Source organism: Dysgonomonas sp. Marseille-P4677, from assembly GCF_016652235.1.
In the GTDB taxonomy this organism is placed as follows: domain Bacteria; phylum Bacteroidota; class Bacteroidia; order Bacteroidales; family Dysgonomonadaceae; genus Dysgonomonas.
The window spans coordinates 51,348-71,019 of sequence record NZ_JAEPKU010000005.1 but is presented as its reverse complement, the minus strand read 5'-3'; the positions used below and the strand labels follow the sequence as shown (position 1 = coordinate 71,019).

At 37.4% G+C, this 19,672-nt stretch carries 13 protein-coding genes; all 13 read right to left on the bottom strand.

Going from position 1 to position 19,672, the window contains the following annotated elements; translation table 11 throughout:
• Nucleotides 1-14: 14 nt before the first annotated feature.
• Nucleotides 15-2,291 (bottom strand): hypothetical protein, encoded by a 2,277-nt coding sequence (locus JGH11_RS02455; RefSeq protein WP_201109980.1) that lies wholly within the window; start codon nucleotides 2,289-2,291, stop codon nucleotides 15-17.
• A gap of 29 nt (nucleotides 2,292-2,320) precedes the next feature.
• Nucleotides 2,321-3,070, bottom strand: a complete 750-nt coding sequence (locus JGH11_RS02450; protein ID WP_201109979.1) for a hypothetical protein — start codon at nucleotides 3,068-3,070, stop codon at nucleotides 2,321-2,323.
• 348 nt (nucleotides 3,071-3,418) lie between these two features.
• Nucleotides 3,419-3,889 carry a polymer-forming cytoskeletal protein gene (locus JGH11_RS02445; RefSeq protein WP_201109978.1) on the bottom strand — a complete coding sequence of 157 codons (471 nt, stop codon included), beginning with the start codon at nucleotides 3,887-3,889 and terminating at the stop codon, nucleotides 3,419-3,421.
• Nucleotides 3,890-3,901: 12 nt separating this feature from the next.
• A complete protein-coding gene (locus tag JGH11_RS02440; protein ID WP_201109977.1) occupies nucleotides 3,902-4,558 on the bottom strand; it encodes an outer membrane beta-barrel protein in 657 nt (218 codons plus the stop codon).
• A gap of 51 nt (nucleotides 4,559-4,609) precedes the next feature.
• On the bottom strand, nucleotides 4,610-5,026 hold the full coding sequence (locus JGH11_RS02435) for a hypothetical protein (protein WP_201109976.1): 417 nt from the start codon (nucleotides 5,024-5,026) through the stop codon (nucleotides 4,610-4,612).
• Nucleotides 5,027-5,039: 13 nt separating this feature from the next.
• Nucleotides 5,040-10,979 (bottom strand): T9SS sorting signal type C domain-containing protein, encoded by a 5,940-nt coding sequence (locus tag JGH11_RS02430; protein ID WP_201109975.1) that lies wholly within the window; start codon nucleotides 10,977-10,979, stop codon nucleotides 5,040-5,042.
• 5 nt (nucleotides 10,980-10,984) lie between these two features.
• Nucleotides 10,985-11,413 carry a hypothetical protein gene (locus tag JGH11_RS02425; protein WP_201109974.1) on the bottom strand — a complete coding sequence of 143 codons (429 nt, stop codon included), beginning with the start codon at nucleotides 11,411-11,413 and terminating at the stop codon, nucleotides 10,985-10,987.
• A gap of 201 nt (nucleotides 11,414-11,614) precedes the next feature.
• Complete coding sequence (locus JGH11_RS02420; RefSeq protein ID WP_201109973.1) at nucleotides 11,615-12,661, bottom strand: FimB/Mfa2 family fimbrial subunit; 1,047 nt, start codon at nucleotides 12,659-12,661, stop codon at nucleotides 11,615-11,617.
• A gap of 13 nt (nucleotides 12,662-12,674) precedes the next feature.
• Nucleotides 12,675-14,051, bottom strand: a complete 1,377-nt coding sequence (locus tag JGH11_RS02415) for a fimbrial protein (protein WP_201109972.1) — start codon at nucleotides 14,049-14,051, stop codon at nucleotides 12,675-12,677.
• Between the two features lie 49 nt (nucleotides 14,052-14,100).
• Nucleotides 14,101-14,598, bottom strand: coding sequence for a hypothetical protein (locus JGH11_RS02410; protein WP_201109971.1), 498 nt, complete (start codon nucleotides 14,596-14,598; stop codon nucleotides 14,101-14,103).
• 62 nt (nucleotides 14,599-14,660) lie between these two features.
• On the bottom strand, nucleotides 14,661-17,120 hold the full coding sequence (locus JGH11_RS02405) for a Calx-beta domain-containing protein (protein ID WP_201109970.1): 2,460 nt from the start codon (nucleotides 17,118-17,120) through the stop codon (nucleotides 14,661-14,663).
• Between the two features lie 14 nt (nucleotides 17,121-17,134).
• Complete coding sequence (locus JGH11_RS02400) at nucleotides 17,135-19,030, bottom strand: OmpA family protein (protein WP_201109969.1); 1,896 nt, start codon at nucleotides 19,028-19,030, stop codon at nucleotides 17,135-17,137.
• Nucleotides 19,031-19,040: 10 nt separating this feature from the next.
• A complete protein-coding gene (locus tag JGH11_RS02395) occupies nucleotides 19,041-19,649 on the bottom strand; it encodes a DUF3575 domain-containing protein (RefSeq protein WP_201109968.1) in 609 nt (202 codons plus the stop codon).
• Between the last annotated feature and the right edge of the window lie 23 nt (nucleotides 19,650-19,672).

Below are 19,672 nucleotides of genomic sequence, written 5' to 3'. Positions count from 1 at the left end.
ATTATTTAATTCTATTAATATTTACTTAAACGAGGCCATAGATTTACTCTGTTAGCAAGCTCACTTACCTCTGAATCGAGATTGATTCTGTTATACATATCTGGATCGAGTTTACAAGCGTTTATCAGATGTAGAGCAGCCTTATTGTCATCTTTCTTTCGGGCGAATATAATGGCTGAAAGATATTCGTTTTTAGCTGATTCCGGCAATCTGGCCAGTACACTTTGAGCTTTATCGTTATATCCCATACACACTAAACACAATGCAGTATTATAATCGCCATAATTTGCTAATATCTCAAGGGCATTCATATACTCCCCATTTCTCAAAAGGCGTATACCTTCTGCATAATCTTCACGATAAGTCTCTCTGACAGTGTCTTTCTCTATATCGGTCCTGCAAAGCTCAATAAAGTAATCGACACGATTTAACTTGGGATATATTTCATCACGTATGATCTTATAATCGGCAGGATATAGTTTTTTTATTCCCTCTTCTGTTTGGTCCGGATAAACAGCATTAGTCAACGTATCTAATATTGCTGCTCCATTAGGAAGATCGTTACGTGACTGAATCTCTTTTACTAAAGAGCTCCAATCCTCCCCTTTGGGCTTAACAACTATATGTGCCCCGATCTTATTCTTCAAATAAGATGAAATAGCATTTCCCCGGCGTAAAGATTGTTCATAATTAGACTCCCAATCGCCCTGTAAGTCTACGCTACATTGTATAATTATACTGTCTACAGAATATTCAGAGTTCGATGAATAAGTATTATATGCTTCAAGAAGCTTATCAAACGTATCTTGGTTTGTATTTTCATCAAACTGAAAAGTTTTACGTGTCTTATAATTCGGATAAACAGTACCTTTGTCGAAAAGGAACTTATGTAATTTCTTTCGTTCAGTCGTAAGAGACTCATCTGCTAACTGTGACAATGAAGCTATAAAATAGGTCAACGTATCGGAAGTAGGAAAAACAAAGACAGAACGATCTACAGCTTCGACTCTTGATTCCATTACTATTTTAAGATTCTTCATTCCAGGCTTTACTGCCCATGGTTGACGATAATGAAAAACGACATCGTCTTCGGCTGTGATTAATGTATCTATCTTTAACCCTCTTGAATCTGGACGATATGGAAATTCTACAATTTCTTTAAACACATCATCTTTACGATTCATATTCAATTCATTAAGCACAATCTCATCAATAAGATAATGATGTTTAGCGATCCTTACCGAATCATCTTTAGTAAAAGCTTTAGCTTGTATATCATTCAATGTTAACTTATTTTCGTGTATCTCCCGATATTTACGCGGTACATGACTTCTTTTTAGAATACTGTCTTTTTGGGCATGTAAATTAAGATCGAATGTAACACTATCGAGCCAATGAAGAGAAAATCTATTTTTCAGGAAGCTAATATAATCTTTCTTATATTTCTCTTCATATTTCTCATGGATACCGGCTGTAAGTTTTCCTTTATCCTTATTCTTTATTACCTGATCCTCCGCCTTACGCCAGTATTTGCTATACATGTGCTTTTTATGTCGCAAAGCAAGGGCCTCCATACTGAGAAATTCCATTTCATTCATTTTCTTCCAATTCTCATACCCCATTATCAAATCATACTTATTTCGATAATCGTCATAATTGCGCCGTTGTACCTTATGTATCTCCTTATACAAGCTCTTCCAATTCACAAATAAAGAGTCATATGCAGAAGGGTCGACTATTGTCGACAGAAAGTCTTCATAAGCTTCGTAATCACTTACCTGCTTATCCCTAAAACCTTCACCTACTAATACAACTGTATCCAATCGATGAATAGAATCTCCATCTATCACTTTAGGTGTAAGTATCAACCGCCAGTTTGGATCTAAAACATCAACAGGAGCAATAATATTAAAATCAAGATTTACCTTACCGTCACGCTCTGGAGCAAAATGAGATTTTACTCTGATAACGACTTCAGTCAATTTATAAACTTTACTTGTATCCAGCTTTTGTGCCTGATTGGCAAAAACTTCATTATCCTCTAAAGTCTGGTCTTCTGCACTTGTAAATGAAACCTCCTCCGATAGTGTTCTAGGTCCATCCTGCCCTTGTAAGCCACCACTACTCAAGAAGTCTATTTCGGGTTTAGTTGTCTGCATAAAAAGGCGCTCTATCTCTAACCTTCCATATGTTCTATTTGAAGAACAAGAATTAAATATAAGTAGCAGAGCCACCGGAGCTATTAATATTGTAAATAGTAAAAATGTATTTAACTTTTTCTTTCTTTCCATGTCAAAATTTATTCCTAATACGCTTTGTTTTATTTAGAGGAGATACTCAACCTGAGCCTCGGTATTTTAATACGGATCTGTTCTCCTCTCGAAGTCCCCGGATAACCTAAAATCACTTCCTTTACCTTGGGATCCGCATCTCTATATGTATAATCAGGATCGCACAAGTATTGCTCTTCTATGACCCAATCCTGCCCTATGTTTCGAGGGTTACTTGTCTGTTCGGTGGTATTTCTCTTGTACAGAGTGTATTTCCCTTGCATTTCCCCTGATTCATTTATCTTACCCATAGCCTCATACTTCAAGTTCCCCAGTTCAAAATTAAATGTACCAGCTAGCGTGTCATTTTTCACGGTAAGTTGCAAGTTATTGGCAATATATGATTCAACAGCCACTAACGATACTTTTCGTCCCTTACCTTTTATAAACTCACTTTTCCGTTGCCATTTGTATTTTTCACAATTAATAGTAACAACCCCATTTAACCTGTTTTCGACAAAGGTTGCTGTTATATTCTCACGTCCTGACCAGTTACCTCTTTCTCCCTTCGGCAGCGACCACTGTCTTTTATACTTACCATGCAGAATTTTCTTCCCTTCGGCATTTTTATAATATTCATAGGTAATCACACATCCTGTGTTTCTGTCTTTAAATTCCTCTACAAGGATTTTCCGGCCGGATTTAGACTTGTTTCCACTCTGAGCGTTACCTTGGTTCGCATTCATTGAAACGGTAACAGCTAGCATACATATTATTAATAAAAACCTTTTCTTTAGCATTTCTTCTTTATTTTTTTATTAAACATTCAACCGTATAAAAAATACGGGCCATGTAAACTTCACAGTCTGGATGACCCTTCGGTTAATCAAACTTCACAAACTTTACAAAGACAAGTTCAGAGTCTCTTTTTTCATTCCTTTCTTATTTCTACCAATATTGCCAGAATCTTTACCCTTCATCTGACATTACAGTAGTAATTCTTTCTGTCTTGTATCATTTGCCCGCTAGCTAACCTCTCCCTCTGGAGAGGCTAGTTGTAGGGCCGACTATATTGGCTTCACAGCTTAACATAATCACAAAAAACTTTACAAAACTACAAGGTAACTTTCCAGTTACTTCTTCTATAATTATTCTTCTATTTCTTTTCCATCAGCATTTACCACAGGTATAGCTATCTCACTTCTACCTGGAATAACCCTCACTTTCTCTGACAATTCTTTTTTATCATCACCTTCCATCCTACAATTTCCATAAAAACTAGCACCTGCCTCAATTTCTATGTTGCGAGCTATTATTTGCCCTTCGTAATAACTAGAAGCTTTAAGAATTACAATATCAGAGACAGTAACATCTCCTAAAACCTTTCCTATGACCTCAACAGATTTTCCTGTAATCTTTCCTTTAACACATCCTTCGGGGCCAATAACTACCTTCCCTCCACTATGAATATCGCCATCTACATTTCCATCGATCCTCAGATCATCCTCTATAGTGATTTCCCCTTTCACTACAGCCGATACAGATAGAATGCTAAGTGACCGTAATGCAGGATTAGGTATAACTGAGTTTTTATGACTTCTACTTTTATTATTGAACATAACGGACTTATATTAAAAAAGATAATTTAAACCTATCGAATAACCTCTTCCCTTAACAGATACGAACTGATCTCCTAAGACCAAATCTCTACTCATGAAACCATGCTCATACCTCGCATTTAAAGCAAGATGTGGCGTCAAATAAACTCCAATCCCGACAATAGCACCATAATCAAGTCTATCGCTACTCTTTTTGTATTTCAGAGAGCTACTCGAATCGCTTTCTTTTATTTTGCCAGATAGTGAGTAAGATGTATAAAGTCCAGCTTGTAAAAATGGGTTTATCGCTCCGGTAAAAGGACTCCATTCAATCGTCAGTGGTAACTTCAAGTGATCCTCCTCAAAATGATAAGTAATACCTGTATTATTTCCCATATCATTTTTCAGACTGAAGCCATCATTAAAATAGAGTATAGCAGCGCGGAAACTCAATGGTAATGCATCCACCGAATGCAGATATGTAATTCCTCCCTCAAAGCCTGCCTTACGACTTATATTTACGCCAGAATATTCTATTCCAGATGTATTTATACGAGCTCCAACCTGGACTCCAAACTTCTGAGAATAAGAAGCACATATTCCTGCAATTAGAAATACACCAATAAATAATATTTTCACGGCAACTATCCTAAATTGAACTATATAATCATATAAACTACTAAAAATCATAAATCGCTTTTTAATAAATTAATAACCTTATTCAAACTTTTTATTCTCATTTCAAATCTCCCCTAACTGGCACAACAGCATTTCTAAATTCATATTGGAAACATTACATGAGGTCTCATCTGATACTGAATAAAAGTTTTTAGTAAATAATGAGACCAAACTGTCTTTCCAGTGCTGAAATCCGCCACAAGTGGTTCTGCAACTTATAAGCACTTCATTATCTGACCTCTCCAACACAGTAAACTGAGGATTATATAATCCGGCCATCCCGTTTTTTACGACTGCTATCAACATACTGTTTTGTTCTTCTTTCATATCCTTTACCTTAACAATGGTATCTACGTAACAAGCTGAAAACAAATTGAAAGCCGAGCGCTCAAAAGCGAGCCAATATCTGTCGATCCTATACAAACGAATATGTTTATCGTTATGCTTTTCTAGTTCCAATATCTGCCGGATGTCGCTCATAATGATTATTTATTTATAGTGCCATAATTTTACCCACTTTTATTTCTCCACTTTCTGTATATACTTTCACAATATAAACCCCCTGGTTTAAAGACAGTGATTTTGTATAGTAAACAGTATTTAAATTAGACTCCGAATATACCTGACGCCCAAGCATATCATATATCTGAATTTTATCTATAATCTGATTCGCCTTTACTTCTAATTGCTTGTCCATATACACAATACTAATTTCTTGTTCCTGCATCAACTCATCATCAGGCGATAACAGTTGCAATACAAATCTATCCGAATCGATATATTTGTTTTCTGAGGTTACATGACGCTGGGTAAAAGCATATGTACTATTAGAAATCAGGTTTTGCCTTATTCTTAAATGTCTGTCGAAAAGAATCGGATGTAAATTACTTGTGGAGAAGAACTCATCCACATTCTCGAAAGTAAGAGAGAGTGTATTCTTCATATCAGAACTTTTCACAGCTATACCAATTTCTCTTACTCCCTTTTCATATGCTTGAATCAGATTATAATCTTTGTTGTAAGGATCGATAAAGAACGTTTCTGATGTGGCATGCCCTTCAGGATAGATCATTTTCTTAATATTGGCAATATTCTCATTTGCATCAGCAGTAACAAGAACAGAATAATCCCCTACAAAGCCAGTATTATCTATAGATTTAAGATACAAACGGCTATCTCCATTCCAGTCTGAGGAAGTGCTTTTAAGGGCAGCTCCTCTTGTCAGAGCATATGTACCTTCAAGAGGGAAAAGCAGATTCTCCTCTTCATTCTTAAGAGTAACAATAAAAGCCTGTAAAGGAGGAATATCCCCGACATTCGCAAGAACATTGTTATATGATTTCCAGGTCTGCGCATCACTATCGAAAAGTAAATAACCATCTGATTCTAACAGTTTATCACTATTCACTTCGAAAAACCGCTTTGCACTAATTGGAGCCATAAACGGATTACCAATCATCACCTTCAGAGAAGTACTACTCTGTCTTTTTACTTTTTGTTCATATCCAGGAACTACAGTAGGAGTACCATTTACAGTAATATTAGGAACTATACCGCCCTCTTCATAAATAAACCGATATGCTTCATCACCACGCTTCATATGACCAACAGGTGAATGTAATAATTGTAATGTTTTGGGATTGAAGTAAAAGAACTTACTTACTTGTGTAAACCTATCATATACATGACCTGGATAATATATCGATTTGGCATTATTCTCAAAATACGGAATCTCTACTATTCCTTTCAAACCTTCCAAATTACGATGATCATTATAGCCAAGAGGACTCTGATATGAACTTACTTTTACCGCAATAGCATTATTTGTCTCACTTATAGGCACATCATTCGTAGGAAATACTTTGCCAAAATCACCTACTTCGACCTGACCTCCTTTAATTCCCGTATGAGGGTTTGACAAGGCAAAGCCAGCCTGCCAAGTCAAAGGATATCCTGCAAAAGAAAAATCTCCTGTTGCCATGTTCTTCAATGGAGCTGCTAATGCATACCATTTGTCTCTCTTTTTGACAGGGGCTGATAGACCTTCCGCATTATTAGCCGGCTGAGTTCCATAAGCTACGCCTGAAAAATCATTATAGTATCCCCAATTATATCTAATATACGCCTTCTTATACTGCAACTTGTGTTGGTATGCAAGCTGTGCACCATATTCAAAGGTTATGTTCTCACAGGCTGCCAAGCCATAAACATCTGTCAAAGTATTTCCATCTAAAGCCGGGTAAAAGTCAGATTTTCCAGGTATATGCACAGATGTACATGGAGCTGGAACCGCTTTAGTTATTAATTCCGTTCCGTTGACATCTGCAGCCCAGTTATCCAGATTATTCCAGTTATTGTCTATAGCATTCTGCTTCCAATACATAGCATATGGTGCTACAGATAGATGTGGAAGCTTGTAGGATAAAGACAAATCACCGTTTACTCCTATTGCCTTAAAGGTGTACTGCCCTCCGTCGGTTAATGCAAGATTGGCTTTGCTGGCATCTTTGGTTGCTGCCAATTGCATACCGTCAGGGTGTATCCATTCGTATGCAACGGCATTAAGTGCAGCCGATTTAAATTGCACGGTTCCTCCGATACAATTACGATATGGCTCTGCCCATGCCAAACTGCTGATATCTAAATTAGCAAACGAATTGCTGTTATTCGGCTCACATTCTTCACATACAGGCTGATTGGTTTTTCCTGTTCCGTCGTCATTGATGCTTATAATCAGTTTGTCGGTAGGAATATGTTTTCCGAAGCCTTCTATCTCGAAGGTAATAGTAATTGTTTCACCTTTAGCTATGCTTGCTGGCTCTTGATGGGTTGTAATAAGATTTCCTGAATTGATCGCATCTTTGTAAATCGATACCATTATCGGTGCATTCAGCGTTGCATCGCCTTTGTTGGTCAATTCCAGATTTTTAATAGTCAACCTATCCGTTTCGGAATCATATTCGTAAGCTATTTGGTCGGAGTTAACAATCTGTACATTCGGAGTTAAAAACAATGGATAACCATCACGGTTGAGAACTGTTTGCTGTAATAAGAAACCGTTATATGGACGTACATCGTCACTTGTGCCTAATATTTTGTCTTTTCCCGGGAATATCGTGCTTGGATTGAGTTGAAAGCGGGGAACTGTCAGATCCTCTTTGATATGAACTGAATTATAACCATGTTGATTCCAGACTGTTCGTGCAGGAGCCCAGTCATTGTTAGTTCCTGAATATCTTTTCAATCTGATGTTTGTTATACGATCTTCCAATGTATTGGATCCGGAAACAATAATATCAGCATGACCATCCTTATCTATATCTACAATAATAGGATATTCACTATGAGTAGCTGAATGACAGACGAATGTCTCTTTGTTTGTACCGGTTACTCCATCCATAATGCGCAAATGGGTCTCATCCCGATAAACGAGTTCAGTATTATTATCCTGATCGAAATCAAACATAGAAAGGGTTGTTGCTCCTGATCCATCAGAAGTAGTAGTAATCCATTTCTGAACCAGCTTGGTAGTATTTGTCAAGCCCGTAGGGTCATAGCTAAACGCAACTAGTTTATTCACATACGAAAATGCCATTTCAGGGTATTTATAGCTATTGTCCATATTACCTATAAATACACGAGAAGCACCCCCTCCGATATCTGTAGGCATAGTTGGACCTCCTATAATATCTCCGGTAGCTCCGTTCCACACCATAATAGCAGGATACCTATTTCCGGCAGCAACCGTACCTGTCTGATAAGATACAATGACGTCTAACTGTCCGTCAAGATCAATATCTGCAACAGAGGTAAACCCATCTTTTCCGGCAGCAGCTGTAGCCAAAACCGTAGCTGTATTTCCTGTGGTACCTGTTCTATTTGTTATATTGATCTTGTATGTCGTATTTCCTCCAACTACTTCCAGATAGCCGTCATTATCTATATCGGCTAAAACTGGCATAGAGGTTAAATTATTTCCAGTAATATCTCCTTCACTATTTAACGACCTATATCCCCTCCCCCCATCGGGCAATTCAACAAGCAATATTCCTGTTTCCGCATCAAAGATTCTATCTCCTGCCAATATTTCTGGATAGCCATCATTATTAATGTCACCAATTACTGGAGATATAGTTGTTTGAACTTTGTCCATCTTTGTAGAAACATTATAGTATGATGCGTTTGATTTCCAGACCTTAGTCCCGTTTTCTCCTTCTGTTGTATAAGCATATAAACTATAATCATTATAACAAGCCGCTATTATTAATGCATATTTATCAGTTGGATTTATACGGACTAATGCCAATGGCGTAGTAGTGGTTGCCCGCATCGGAAATTCTGTAGTAATTGTCTTTTTTAACTTTAGGTCCTGATCAAAGACCAGTATTGCTTCGGAATATCCTACAGTTGCCCCGTGATTTGTCGTAACAATCTCCAGTTTGCCATCAATCGATCCGTATTCATCTAGTTCTCCTACAAATGGCTGAGCTAAATAATGTACATTATGATTACTTTCATTTTTCTCTATTGGCAAGAAACTTGTTTGTGGCACATCACTAAAACAATCCGCCTCACTGATATTATCAGGATACAGCTTAACCATAACGGGCACACTAGCTTCGGAAACGCAGCCTGCCAAGTTTTTAGTAATAATAGTATATATTCCTTCTACACTTGCATTATATGTATGCGAAGTAGCTCCGGCAATTGCTGTTCCATTCAAATACCATTGATATTCATCTGCCAAAGTCGAAGTTAACATTACTTGTTCTCCGTTAGAGAATAATTGTGTACCAGAAGGTGTTATAACCGGTCTATTAATTGAAGAAACGGTAAAGGTCGTCGATAGATCTTCTACTTCTCCAACATTATTTTTAACACGCATTGTAATCGTTACGGGAATATTCGGTGTTATGGAATTTAATGTCCATGCCAGTTGATCCTGTGCAGATACTTCTTCCACGCCATTTATTAACCAACGGATATCTCCGGGATTACCGGATATAGGATATTGTACAACACCTTTAATAGCGTAAGGTCCCGCAGTCCCATTACAAAACACCTGTCCATTATAGTCCTGATAATGAGTATCATTAATACTATAGTATGCATCTAATTTACGAGAAGACGATGCCGCCAGATAATAATATGATTCAACATTTCCTACACCATATCCCATCACAGTTAATCCACCCGGATTAGCAAAAGTATATGTATCTGTACGACTAGTCATTTGAAAGGAGTAAAATGAATATCCTGAAGGATGATCTATCCATGTACCTCCGACTAGATCACTATTTGGATCGGCACCGATGCCCATCTTTGTTTCATTTTTATCCAAAGTTTTAGCGACAATCAAAGCATAGTGATTAGTAAGATTTGTTGTTCCCGATGGGATAAACGGAGCTATAGCTACTTGCCCTACGGTTTGTTCCACAGGAGGAACCCAAGCAAAAGCGGGGTCTCCTAGCGATCCGACTACATAGTCTACTCCTGTAAGAAAAGAACCGACCGCTACAGGCTTATCGGCTACTATATAACACCCTTTATCGACTGTCCTGACTTCTATTTCAGCAAATTCACCTGCGTTTAGGGATAAACTTCCTTTACCTATATCTGTTCTTAAAGTCCCTCCCTGATAGGTGATAGTCGTTCCGTTCTGTGAAGCCAGTACACGGATTCGTTCTACCCCCTGAGAAGTTACCGGAACCAGAAATGTGCTACCCCAAGTAGATTCGGATGCAAGTTGCTGATAAAGACAGTCACAAGCCGTATACCCTATAGGTATATTTACACAAGAATTAGTAGTAAAATAGGCTATCGGTTTATCTGATGTTATATGTGTACCTGTCAGATCCGAGCTAGACACATAGTAGGAATAAACTTCTCCTCTATTGAGAGTCGTCAACAATATGCCATTTTCATATACTTGCGTATTATCTTCGCTCCCTATAAGAGTATAGCCATCTCCTGTTCCACCTATAGATTTGTACGAAAGATGGAAATAAGAAGTACCAAGATTATTGATTGGCAACACATTAGTTGCATCCGTGGAGGCCTGAGCTTGATTCAAGGCAAATACGGAAATATATTCGTTAGAGCTGATATGCAGGGATTTGGAGTTCTTACCTGTAACACTGCTATAAACTGCTTTCTTTTCAGTGGTAGTTAAAGGGCGAGTGTAGACAGATCCCTCCGCAATATTTACGACTTCTGATGTTCCCAATTCGGTAAACGTAAGGGTAACTGTTGCCGCATTTGTTGCAACAATTCGGATTTGTAAATCTAGCGAACTAGAACTAGCCTCATGAGTAAAATTCTTACCGAATGCCACATAGAATTCTTTACCCTGAGTTGTTACTTGTCCCTGAGATATAGCATCCAAACTAAAGAATGCGACAAATAGAGTAAGTATATATAGTATCTTCTTCATTTCTTTTATCGTGTTTTAGTCAGATAATGAACATATTTATATTGACTTATCTTACCATCTATAGCATATTCTCCTTCACGCAACATTTCCAAAACACCATTATTATATTGTATATGAAATTTATACGCAGCGGTAGGATGATTCCATGTTAATGTATTACCAGAAATAATGTATGAGCCACTTTCGGCTTTATCCCAGCCTCTGAATAGGACTGATAGATTATTCTCCGGTGCGAATTCAAGTTTTTCAACACAAATAGTTGGAGTCTTAAACTGGTCTTTTTTAGTATATGTCTTTTTACTGTCTTGTCCGTCAGTTGTTATAGTAACTTCGATCTTCTCCAGTGTCCATGTTCCATCTATGCTAAGGTTTTGAGAATAACTCATTAATGTTGTTAATATCAAGAATGATATAATAAGTAGTATTCTTTTCATAATCTATTTATATATTTTTTGGCTTTAAATCTCTTTCTTTTGCAAGAGCGCCAGTAAAACTATTACCGGAAATTAGTATGGATTTCTTTCAATAGTTTCAATTATTACATCTATTCACAATAACTGTAACACATACAGTTAGCTTAAATCATATACAATCTAGAATACACAGGTTTCTTATCTTTTTTTAATATCCCTGTCCTATTCAAATTCAACTTCCTGCTTGATGGGATCCTCCCAGTCTTTTACGCCCACTTTGACATCAAGATATGTATCCGGCTCTCCCCTGAAAGTAACTGTCAACTGTATTATCCTGTTAATTTTAGGTACATAAGATATTTCAATAGGAGTTCGGGTTTTTCCAAAATAGCTTGTCCCTTTTAGTGGCATACTAATCTGTAACTTCAACTTATGGGTAGTTGTATCAATATGATGGGTTGCGAAAGCATCAGAACCTCTATGTGCAGGAATAATGTAATCAATAGTGTCAGCTACTAATTCCTCAACGCCTCCTACCAATTTGGACTTAAAATTGAAATATTCTCTTATCGGCTTATTGCCTGAATTATCAGGATTTGTCTTATTCGGATAATACTCTCCTCTCCAATTGAGTGTCGTAGGAACTTCCAGCAAATCAACAAAAGCAAAGTCATTTTTTCCAAGATCTATCTCGTCAAAGCCTGTATATTTTTTCAATATAACTTGAATCTTTGCTACATTTCTATTCAGTGTAGCTTGCTTTCTCGTTTGCATGTTTTCGGTTATAACTGTATTCAACAGTGAATCATACCTGAGTTCGGCCGGAGCCTGTGACAAGAATTCTTCGGTATGATCGGTAAATCCGGTTTTCCACATAGGGCAGGAACTAGCTCCTGCATATGGCGGAAGAATTATTTTTCCAGCCAAGCTTTCATCGCATGTCAAGAGTGCAAGATTCCATGTCCCAACAGGCATATAAGTAGACAGTTTGTTGTCTGTTACATTCACATTCAATTTCTTCTCTACAAATTTATCTGTGTTAGTGAATACGTAGATAGAAGTATTTTCCATAAACAGAGAGTTTGTTCCGGCCTTAAAAACCATTGTTACATTTGATTCGGAAGGCTCATCCATATCTACATCAGCAATCTTATCACTGTCACATGCTGAAAAAAGTAATAATAATATGCATATGACAAATACACTAAATGCTTTTATAGATAAAATCACGTTATCAGAAAATAAGCTTATACTAATATTTTTATTCATAGTTATTTCGTTTTTATCTGTAAGTATCTCCAGTCCAAGGGAACAGATTTCGTCCTACAGTTTCAGTTATCTCTATATCAGAATTAGCGACATTCGAGCTCTTTAATGGAGTCGGATTATTACCATACATACCGCCAAGTCCTTTTATTATAGCTGTAATCTGATACTGATAATTTCGTTTGATATAGTCATGGTTAGCTAGTTTTCCCGATGCAGGTGGATTTACGACCACCTGATAATAACTTTTTACAGTCTTGAGACTGTTATCCTTCGTACTTTTGAAATTATACTTTACCCCTATTACTAAGTAGGTAGGATGAGCATTATCTTCATTTTCAAAAGCATAAAACCATAAAGGCGTTGCATTTTTACTGATATCGTAGTTAGGAGTGGTTATGGCTTCTACTAAGAAATCGGTAAGTTGACTCTCTTGATGCAGATCACTCAAACGACCCGGTTGATTGAGAAATGAATAGCCAATGTTACATCCATGACCAAACTTTTCTGCAAATTCGGGTTGAGAGCCAGCTGCAAATTTCGAATTCGTCCTCACATTCATCATAAATACAGAATCAATCTGATATGTATAGTTCGTTGACTTATTATAACCCGGCTCGAAGAGAAGTCCGTCGGCAGGGAAGGCAAATTCGATTTTTTCTATAGCAACTCTAGCTACTAGGCGCTCCAATAGGAAGGGATCGGTACCAAATAAAGGATTTCCATGGCTGGGGGCAACGCCTGTAGGCCGACCTGAATTTGTAGTATATCCCAAATAATGCTGTTCATACAAATTATTAAAAGCCACATCTTTAATATAATTGCACATTGTCAGATTTGTTTTCAGATTGGAAGGATTTATACCTCCAATTGGCAATTCTTCATTCGGATCAGGAGTTACATTACCAGGATGAGGATAACGCCCTTGTGTAGATAAGCTTTCATATTTACTCAGAAATTCCTGAAGATTTTTAACAGAGCCGAAGCAACTGTCTGGCGCATTCGCTACAACATAAACATCCCGTTTACCTGCCGTTAGCTTTACTCCTTGTATTTCGTCAATCTCTATATATTCTTTGTCATAAGTTTGTCCGATTACATCTCTCGTTTTGCGAGTGACACATCCATATCCATCCAATTTTCCTTCTTCAGCCTCTCCCTGAGATTTAAAGACAATTACTTCAAGGCTATAGATTTTACTTTCAGCATCTATCTCCGGATTGCCCGAAGACTTCAACCCTCCTTCTTGAGGGGCATTAAATAATATAGAAAGGGTTGTTGCCTGCTGCCCAGTATTGTCAACTACTGGTATAGATTCCTCTCCGGAACATGAATACATAAGCATTCCCACTAATATATATATTAGCAGATTAATATGTTTCTTTATATTCATTTTTTCCATTTTAATTTCATCTTTTGTTTTGAACCAAGTTTCTGTTAATTTATTGAAAAGTATAATGAATGTTGCACCAGGCTATCCTTTCTTTCTTATTCTTCAGTAGAGATAAAGTAGACAAACCGGCATAGTTGAATGCACCCCAACATGTCTCATCATTATTTAATGAACGTCTCTTTTCTCTACCTCGAATATCCACTCCTGTCAGGCCCAGCTTTATTGTTAATTTATTTCTGTTTCCATATGCAAAAGGGATCCATTCGTCATATTCAGAAGTCAAGACTTCAATAGTTTCCTCTTTCAGTCTGTACTTATAGAAATAACCATGGGGAATAATTTTCAGCCGGGTATCATCTATAAAAAGTAATCCCATTTCTTTATATAGATTTTCTTTCTCTTCTATCTCTTCTTTCCATAAATCGGATGGTTTCACTCCATTTGTGCCACATGCCACTGCTCCTTTTCGCGAGCCTGCATATATTACAAATTCCTGAACCTGTGAATACCTGAATGATAAAATCAAAGGAATATCTATTTTTTTCATTACTTTTTCTTTTAATTCAAATTATAAATGACCCCCGGACTTCTATTATCCTTTTATCTTTACTATTCTACAATCGAAAATCCAGCTGAGGATTCGGTAGGAGATATTAATATCTCTGGTGCATTATCCGGTTTTTTCACTGAATTTATTTCTACTGCTAGTTTTTTCACACCCGCATTCTCTGTATTATGCAGGATAATACCATTTAAATTAATAGCACTACGGTTGCCATCTCCCCAGATACGCAAATCATGACGATTTGTAAATACGAAGTCTTTACCTTCTTCAGCTGTTGTTTGTGCTCCAACCGAACAAGTAATAGAGATATCTCCTCCTGTAGCATTAGTGAGCAATGCACCATCCGAAGCTCTCAATAAAGAGACTTTGAAGAATCCGGAAACAATATTATTCATTCGCCCATGATCTCCTAGTGAGCTTATAGCCACATGAGCAGCCTGATCTACAATAGTACCGGTACAGCTTAACATAGAGCTTTCGAAATTGATATTAGCATCATTGATTGCATATATTTTTCTAAAATCGACAACTACCGATTTAGGTAATTCATAACGTGTATCTTCTAATGTTTTTACATTAAATCTTCCTGAATTCGCACCTTTTCCTATCACTACTCTTGGACTAATACCCATATCAAAGTCTAGATTATCAGCTGTGCCTTTACCATAAATACCTTCAACAATGATATCAGAACCGGTAGCATTGATTAGTTCTTCTCCATTGGTTTTAAAGATACCTAACTGATATTCTACATCCTGCATTCCTTCCAGACCATCACGAGTATTTATCAGCTTCACCAATACTTCCTGATCTTCGATATCTCCTATACCGACAGATTTTACCAGATAACTCTGCTCTACATTTGCCAAAATCAGTTCGAACATTTTACGTCCTTCCATCAGATTATTAGCCTTCACAGGAACTTCTACGTCTTGTTTTATCATATGACGCCCTGTTCCATCGTTCGATGGAACGAAAGACAGGCTTCCTTTTACAGGAGTATAATTATCATTCTTATTGGCAGTTCCATCCTGAGTGTAATATTCCACTCTAACAGGAATCGGAGCACCCTGATCAGTTGTTGGATAACCCGTGAGTGTAACCGTAAATATTGCTGTTGTATAGCCATTTACAGGTTTATTGATTTTCACATCGGATACATATAATCCATGTCCTAGTTTAATCAGGCGATTTTTTACATCTTTGAAAAGTATGTCGCCGTTTGAGGTAAATAGAATTTCCTCAAAAACTTTTCTGTCATCTTCTATAGCATAACGATCGAAAAGAAGTTCTCCCGAAGCAGATAGCATACATACGCGTCCACTAGATCTGCTGGTTAAGAATATACCATTCGTAGTCATATGCACCTGATCAAAGTTTCCGTCAGTAGCTTTTTGATATATCTGGCGTCCATCTTTGGATAGACCGATTATTGTTCCACGATTTCGCTCAGAATCAAATCCTACAATAACAGACTCTCCGGAAGCAGCATCCATTTCCATTCCCGAAACAGCTCCTTTAAGTATATATTTTTGCAGGTCTGTACCATCATTACGTAATAGAGAATAATAACTTTTATCTGTCGCGTTTCCACCAACGAGAACATTCCCATTCTTTGCAATTGATAAATATTGCAATGAAGTTTCGCTTGAAGCCGGAACAATCTCTTTACTGAAAATAATATCTCCTTCCGGACGTATCTTTACAACACGTCCTCCTGCAATCTGACTATTTCCAATTAAAAATATGTGATCATCTTCAGCTGTTAACATTCTGCAAAGCTGGAACTCTGGTTCAGGCAATTTGGTAACAAATACCGGCTTGCCCTCGCTATCAAGTCTTACCACTGCTGAAACAGTCCCTTCTTCTGCTGTAAATGCTGCATGGATATATTCTCTGGAGCTACCTAGTACATCAAATCCTATACATGGACCTCCTTCATCGGATACGTATTTATAGACAACCTTACCCGAAGAATCCACTTTGACTAACATTCCGGCACGGATACCACCCGGACGAGGTTCATATCCACCAAGTATTACACTTCCATCTTTAAGTTGTTGTCCGCAAAACAATTCACTCCCAGCCTCCCCAACAGTAACGTCTTTCAATATCGCTCCTGTTTCGTCAGTAATAATAAATCGTCCATAAGAGTTTTTATCTTTTTTCTTAGATAGCCAGTTTTGAGACTGTCCTAGAATCAAGAGCTTACGATTACCTATGTGATAGGTATTGTTTACAGACTCAAAACCTTTGTCCAAGGTACGGGAGGCCTCTGCTTTCCCATCTCTTCCAATCCATGTTATGGTTGTAATTCCACCATTACTCCCTACAAGTGCAACCTCCCCATTCGTAACCGGACAGGTATATTGATATGTAATTCCTTCCCCATACGTCCTGTCATAAACAACAGGCATATATTGGGCCTGAATCTTAACTAACGGATATACCGATGACAGCACTAAAACTACCAAAGTGGCATATAATTTCCTTCTTAACTGCATTGTGATCTAAATATTTATTTTGTTATTGCTTTTATATCTACTCGCCGAGCTTCCCTATTAAGTTGTATTCTGTTTACTAACGGAAGAGATTTATAGAGTGAAGAACTGGATAGTTCCCTGCTATATCCCGGAAATAGGTCTGAAAAATCAATGTCAGCCGGAATTTGTCCCTTACCTTGTACCATCAACTTTAGCGTTATATTTTGATCTTGTAGCCAACTGCTGACTTCAAGAGCTCTTTTCTCTGATAAGGCCAAATTATATTGTTGCCCTCCAATTTCATCAGCGTAACCTTCTACTATCAATGTATCTATCTTACTTAAATCAGCAGTCTTATACCATGTATTAAGAGCTTGCAATCCCTCTTTTTCCAATTTGTAAGAATTGAAATCGAAATACAGACTTAATACATTTTCAACAAATTGACTGCCTGGCAAAACTTCTCTTAAAGGAATGTTAATCTTTCGCTCTTCGCGAATTAAATTGATAGAACCATTGCTTACAGCTTTAGATTCAGTCATTCCAAATAGCATCTGTTTTTTTCTTTCGCCACCTGTATTCCTTTCGAAATAGAAAATATCATCCTTGCTTGCCAATTTCCTATCGGAAACAATATAGCCCTTGTTCTCATCGATATGTAATAAACTAAAGTCATTATGAACAGTATTTATAGGATAATCGAAATGAACCAAGCTACCAGCTACAGCTTGTCCTTCTTCGTATGTTATGCCATATACGTCATATCCACCAAAACCAACATGACCATTGGACGAAAAAATCAGTTCATTATTAAATAGGCCCGGAGATATTTCATCTCCTTCGGTATTTACCTGAGAACCTAGATTGATAGGATCGCCCCAAGTACCTGTACGATCATTCCAATGAGCAACATATATATCGTATCCGCCAAAACCACCAGGAGCATCGGAAGCAAAAAGAAGGGATCGATCATTATTGAATATGAAAGGATGAGAATATGAACTTCCTTCTTTCTGAGGGAAAGCTTCTTTGAAAGAAGACCAACCTTTGCGTTTCTGGTCATAATCTGAGTAATATAATCGAGTTTGGAAGGTATTCAGCCCCTGAGCAGTCATGCCAATACCGTCTCCTTTTCCATAATGGATCTGAGTAACTACCATCTTGGTCATATTTTGGGAAAAGGACATAGGTCCATTTTGTAAGCTGGTAGGAATCATATCCAATAAACTCTTCTTAGTATTTCCTTCATTTTTAATGGAATATTCAGAGGATTCATCCAACGAAAAATAATTACTGCGGTGGTAAAATTTCTTACTTGGATCGTGAAACCGGCTCTTACTGCTTGCATAAAAATATTCCCCGGCCTTTACTCCAACCCAAAACTCTGAATTGGGAGTATTTGCATTATCCATTCCTTTAACTGTAAATTCGGGTGTACCTATTGGCAAAAAACCTCCTTCATAATTTAGAGCATGTAAGATATTCTGGTAACGTTGGTCGGAATGATAAGCATCACGATAAGCATATCTCCGAGCAACTCCGATAGCTTTCATTTTCTGCCCTGAAAAGCGTAGAGCATCCAAATAGTTACACACATCTGTCGAACTAAATAGTTCACTAGCCATAGCCATAGCCGATTCGTAATGTGGCGTTGCTGCCGCATAATCTAACAGTGTCAGATACAATCGCCCTACTTTTAGATGAAGAGCACCTCCATATTCGGCACTTAGCGGATAACTGAAAGCCTTTTCATAAATTGCCATAGCCTCATCAAAATCCTGACGGATAAATTTTCGGTCGGCCTGAGATTCGATTCCTTTTGCCCTTCTGTCTCCTTCCGTTTCTTTTTTTATGTCTTTGCTCTGTATGATCAATGACGAAAAAAACAGAAGGATCAGAAAAGCGCTTCGCAGTAATATGTTGTTAATCATAGCAGTCTTTTTATCTGAATATATTGTATACTAACGACACTCCTATTTTAGTAGGTCCTATATAACTTTTCGTATTCTTTTTTTCAAGAGGGAAGTCGACATATTGCCCTCCTAATTGAAATTTATCATATTGCAGATGCGCATATCCTAATCCAATATTTGCATCTATGCGGAAACGGCTCGATAAATAAAATTTATATCCGGCAGTTACACCACCCGATATACCCCAGCCTTTACGTCGATAACTGGTCTTTTCTTCGTCTTTATTCTTCAACCCGATATTGAAATTTCCAGCCATTGCATAAGGTCCCACGTAAAATCCGTCCCAAAGGTCATTTGTATAATAGTACTTAGGATTAAGATAATATCTGAAATCAAGGCTACCGACAAGTGCACGAAATACTTCTTCGTTTTTCTTAAATAGATAAGGCATCCACATGATATCGGAATTTACCGTAAGCTGACGGCCCACTGTCCACTCGACTCCGATATTCGGATTTCCAGTCAGAGTAAAAGGCACATTTGTTTTGAGTGCCTGAGCTTTTATCTCCGGACTATAATAAAATAACATCAGCAGTAGTACCGCTCCCGTAGAAATGTATTTGAAATAATGTTTCATTTAGTCTAATATATTTAATGAAT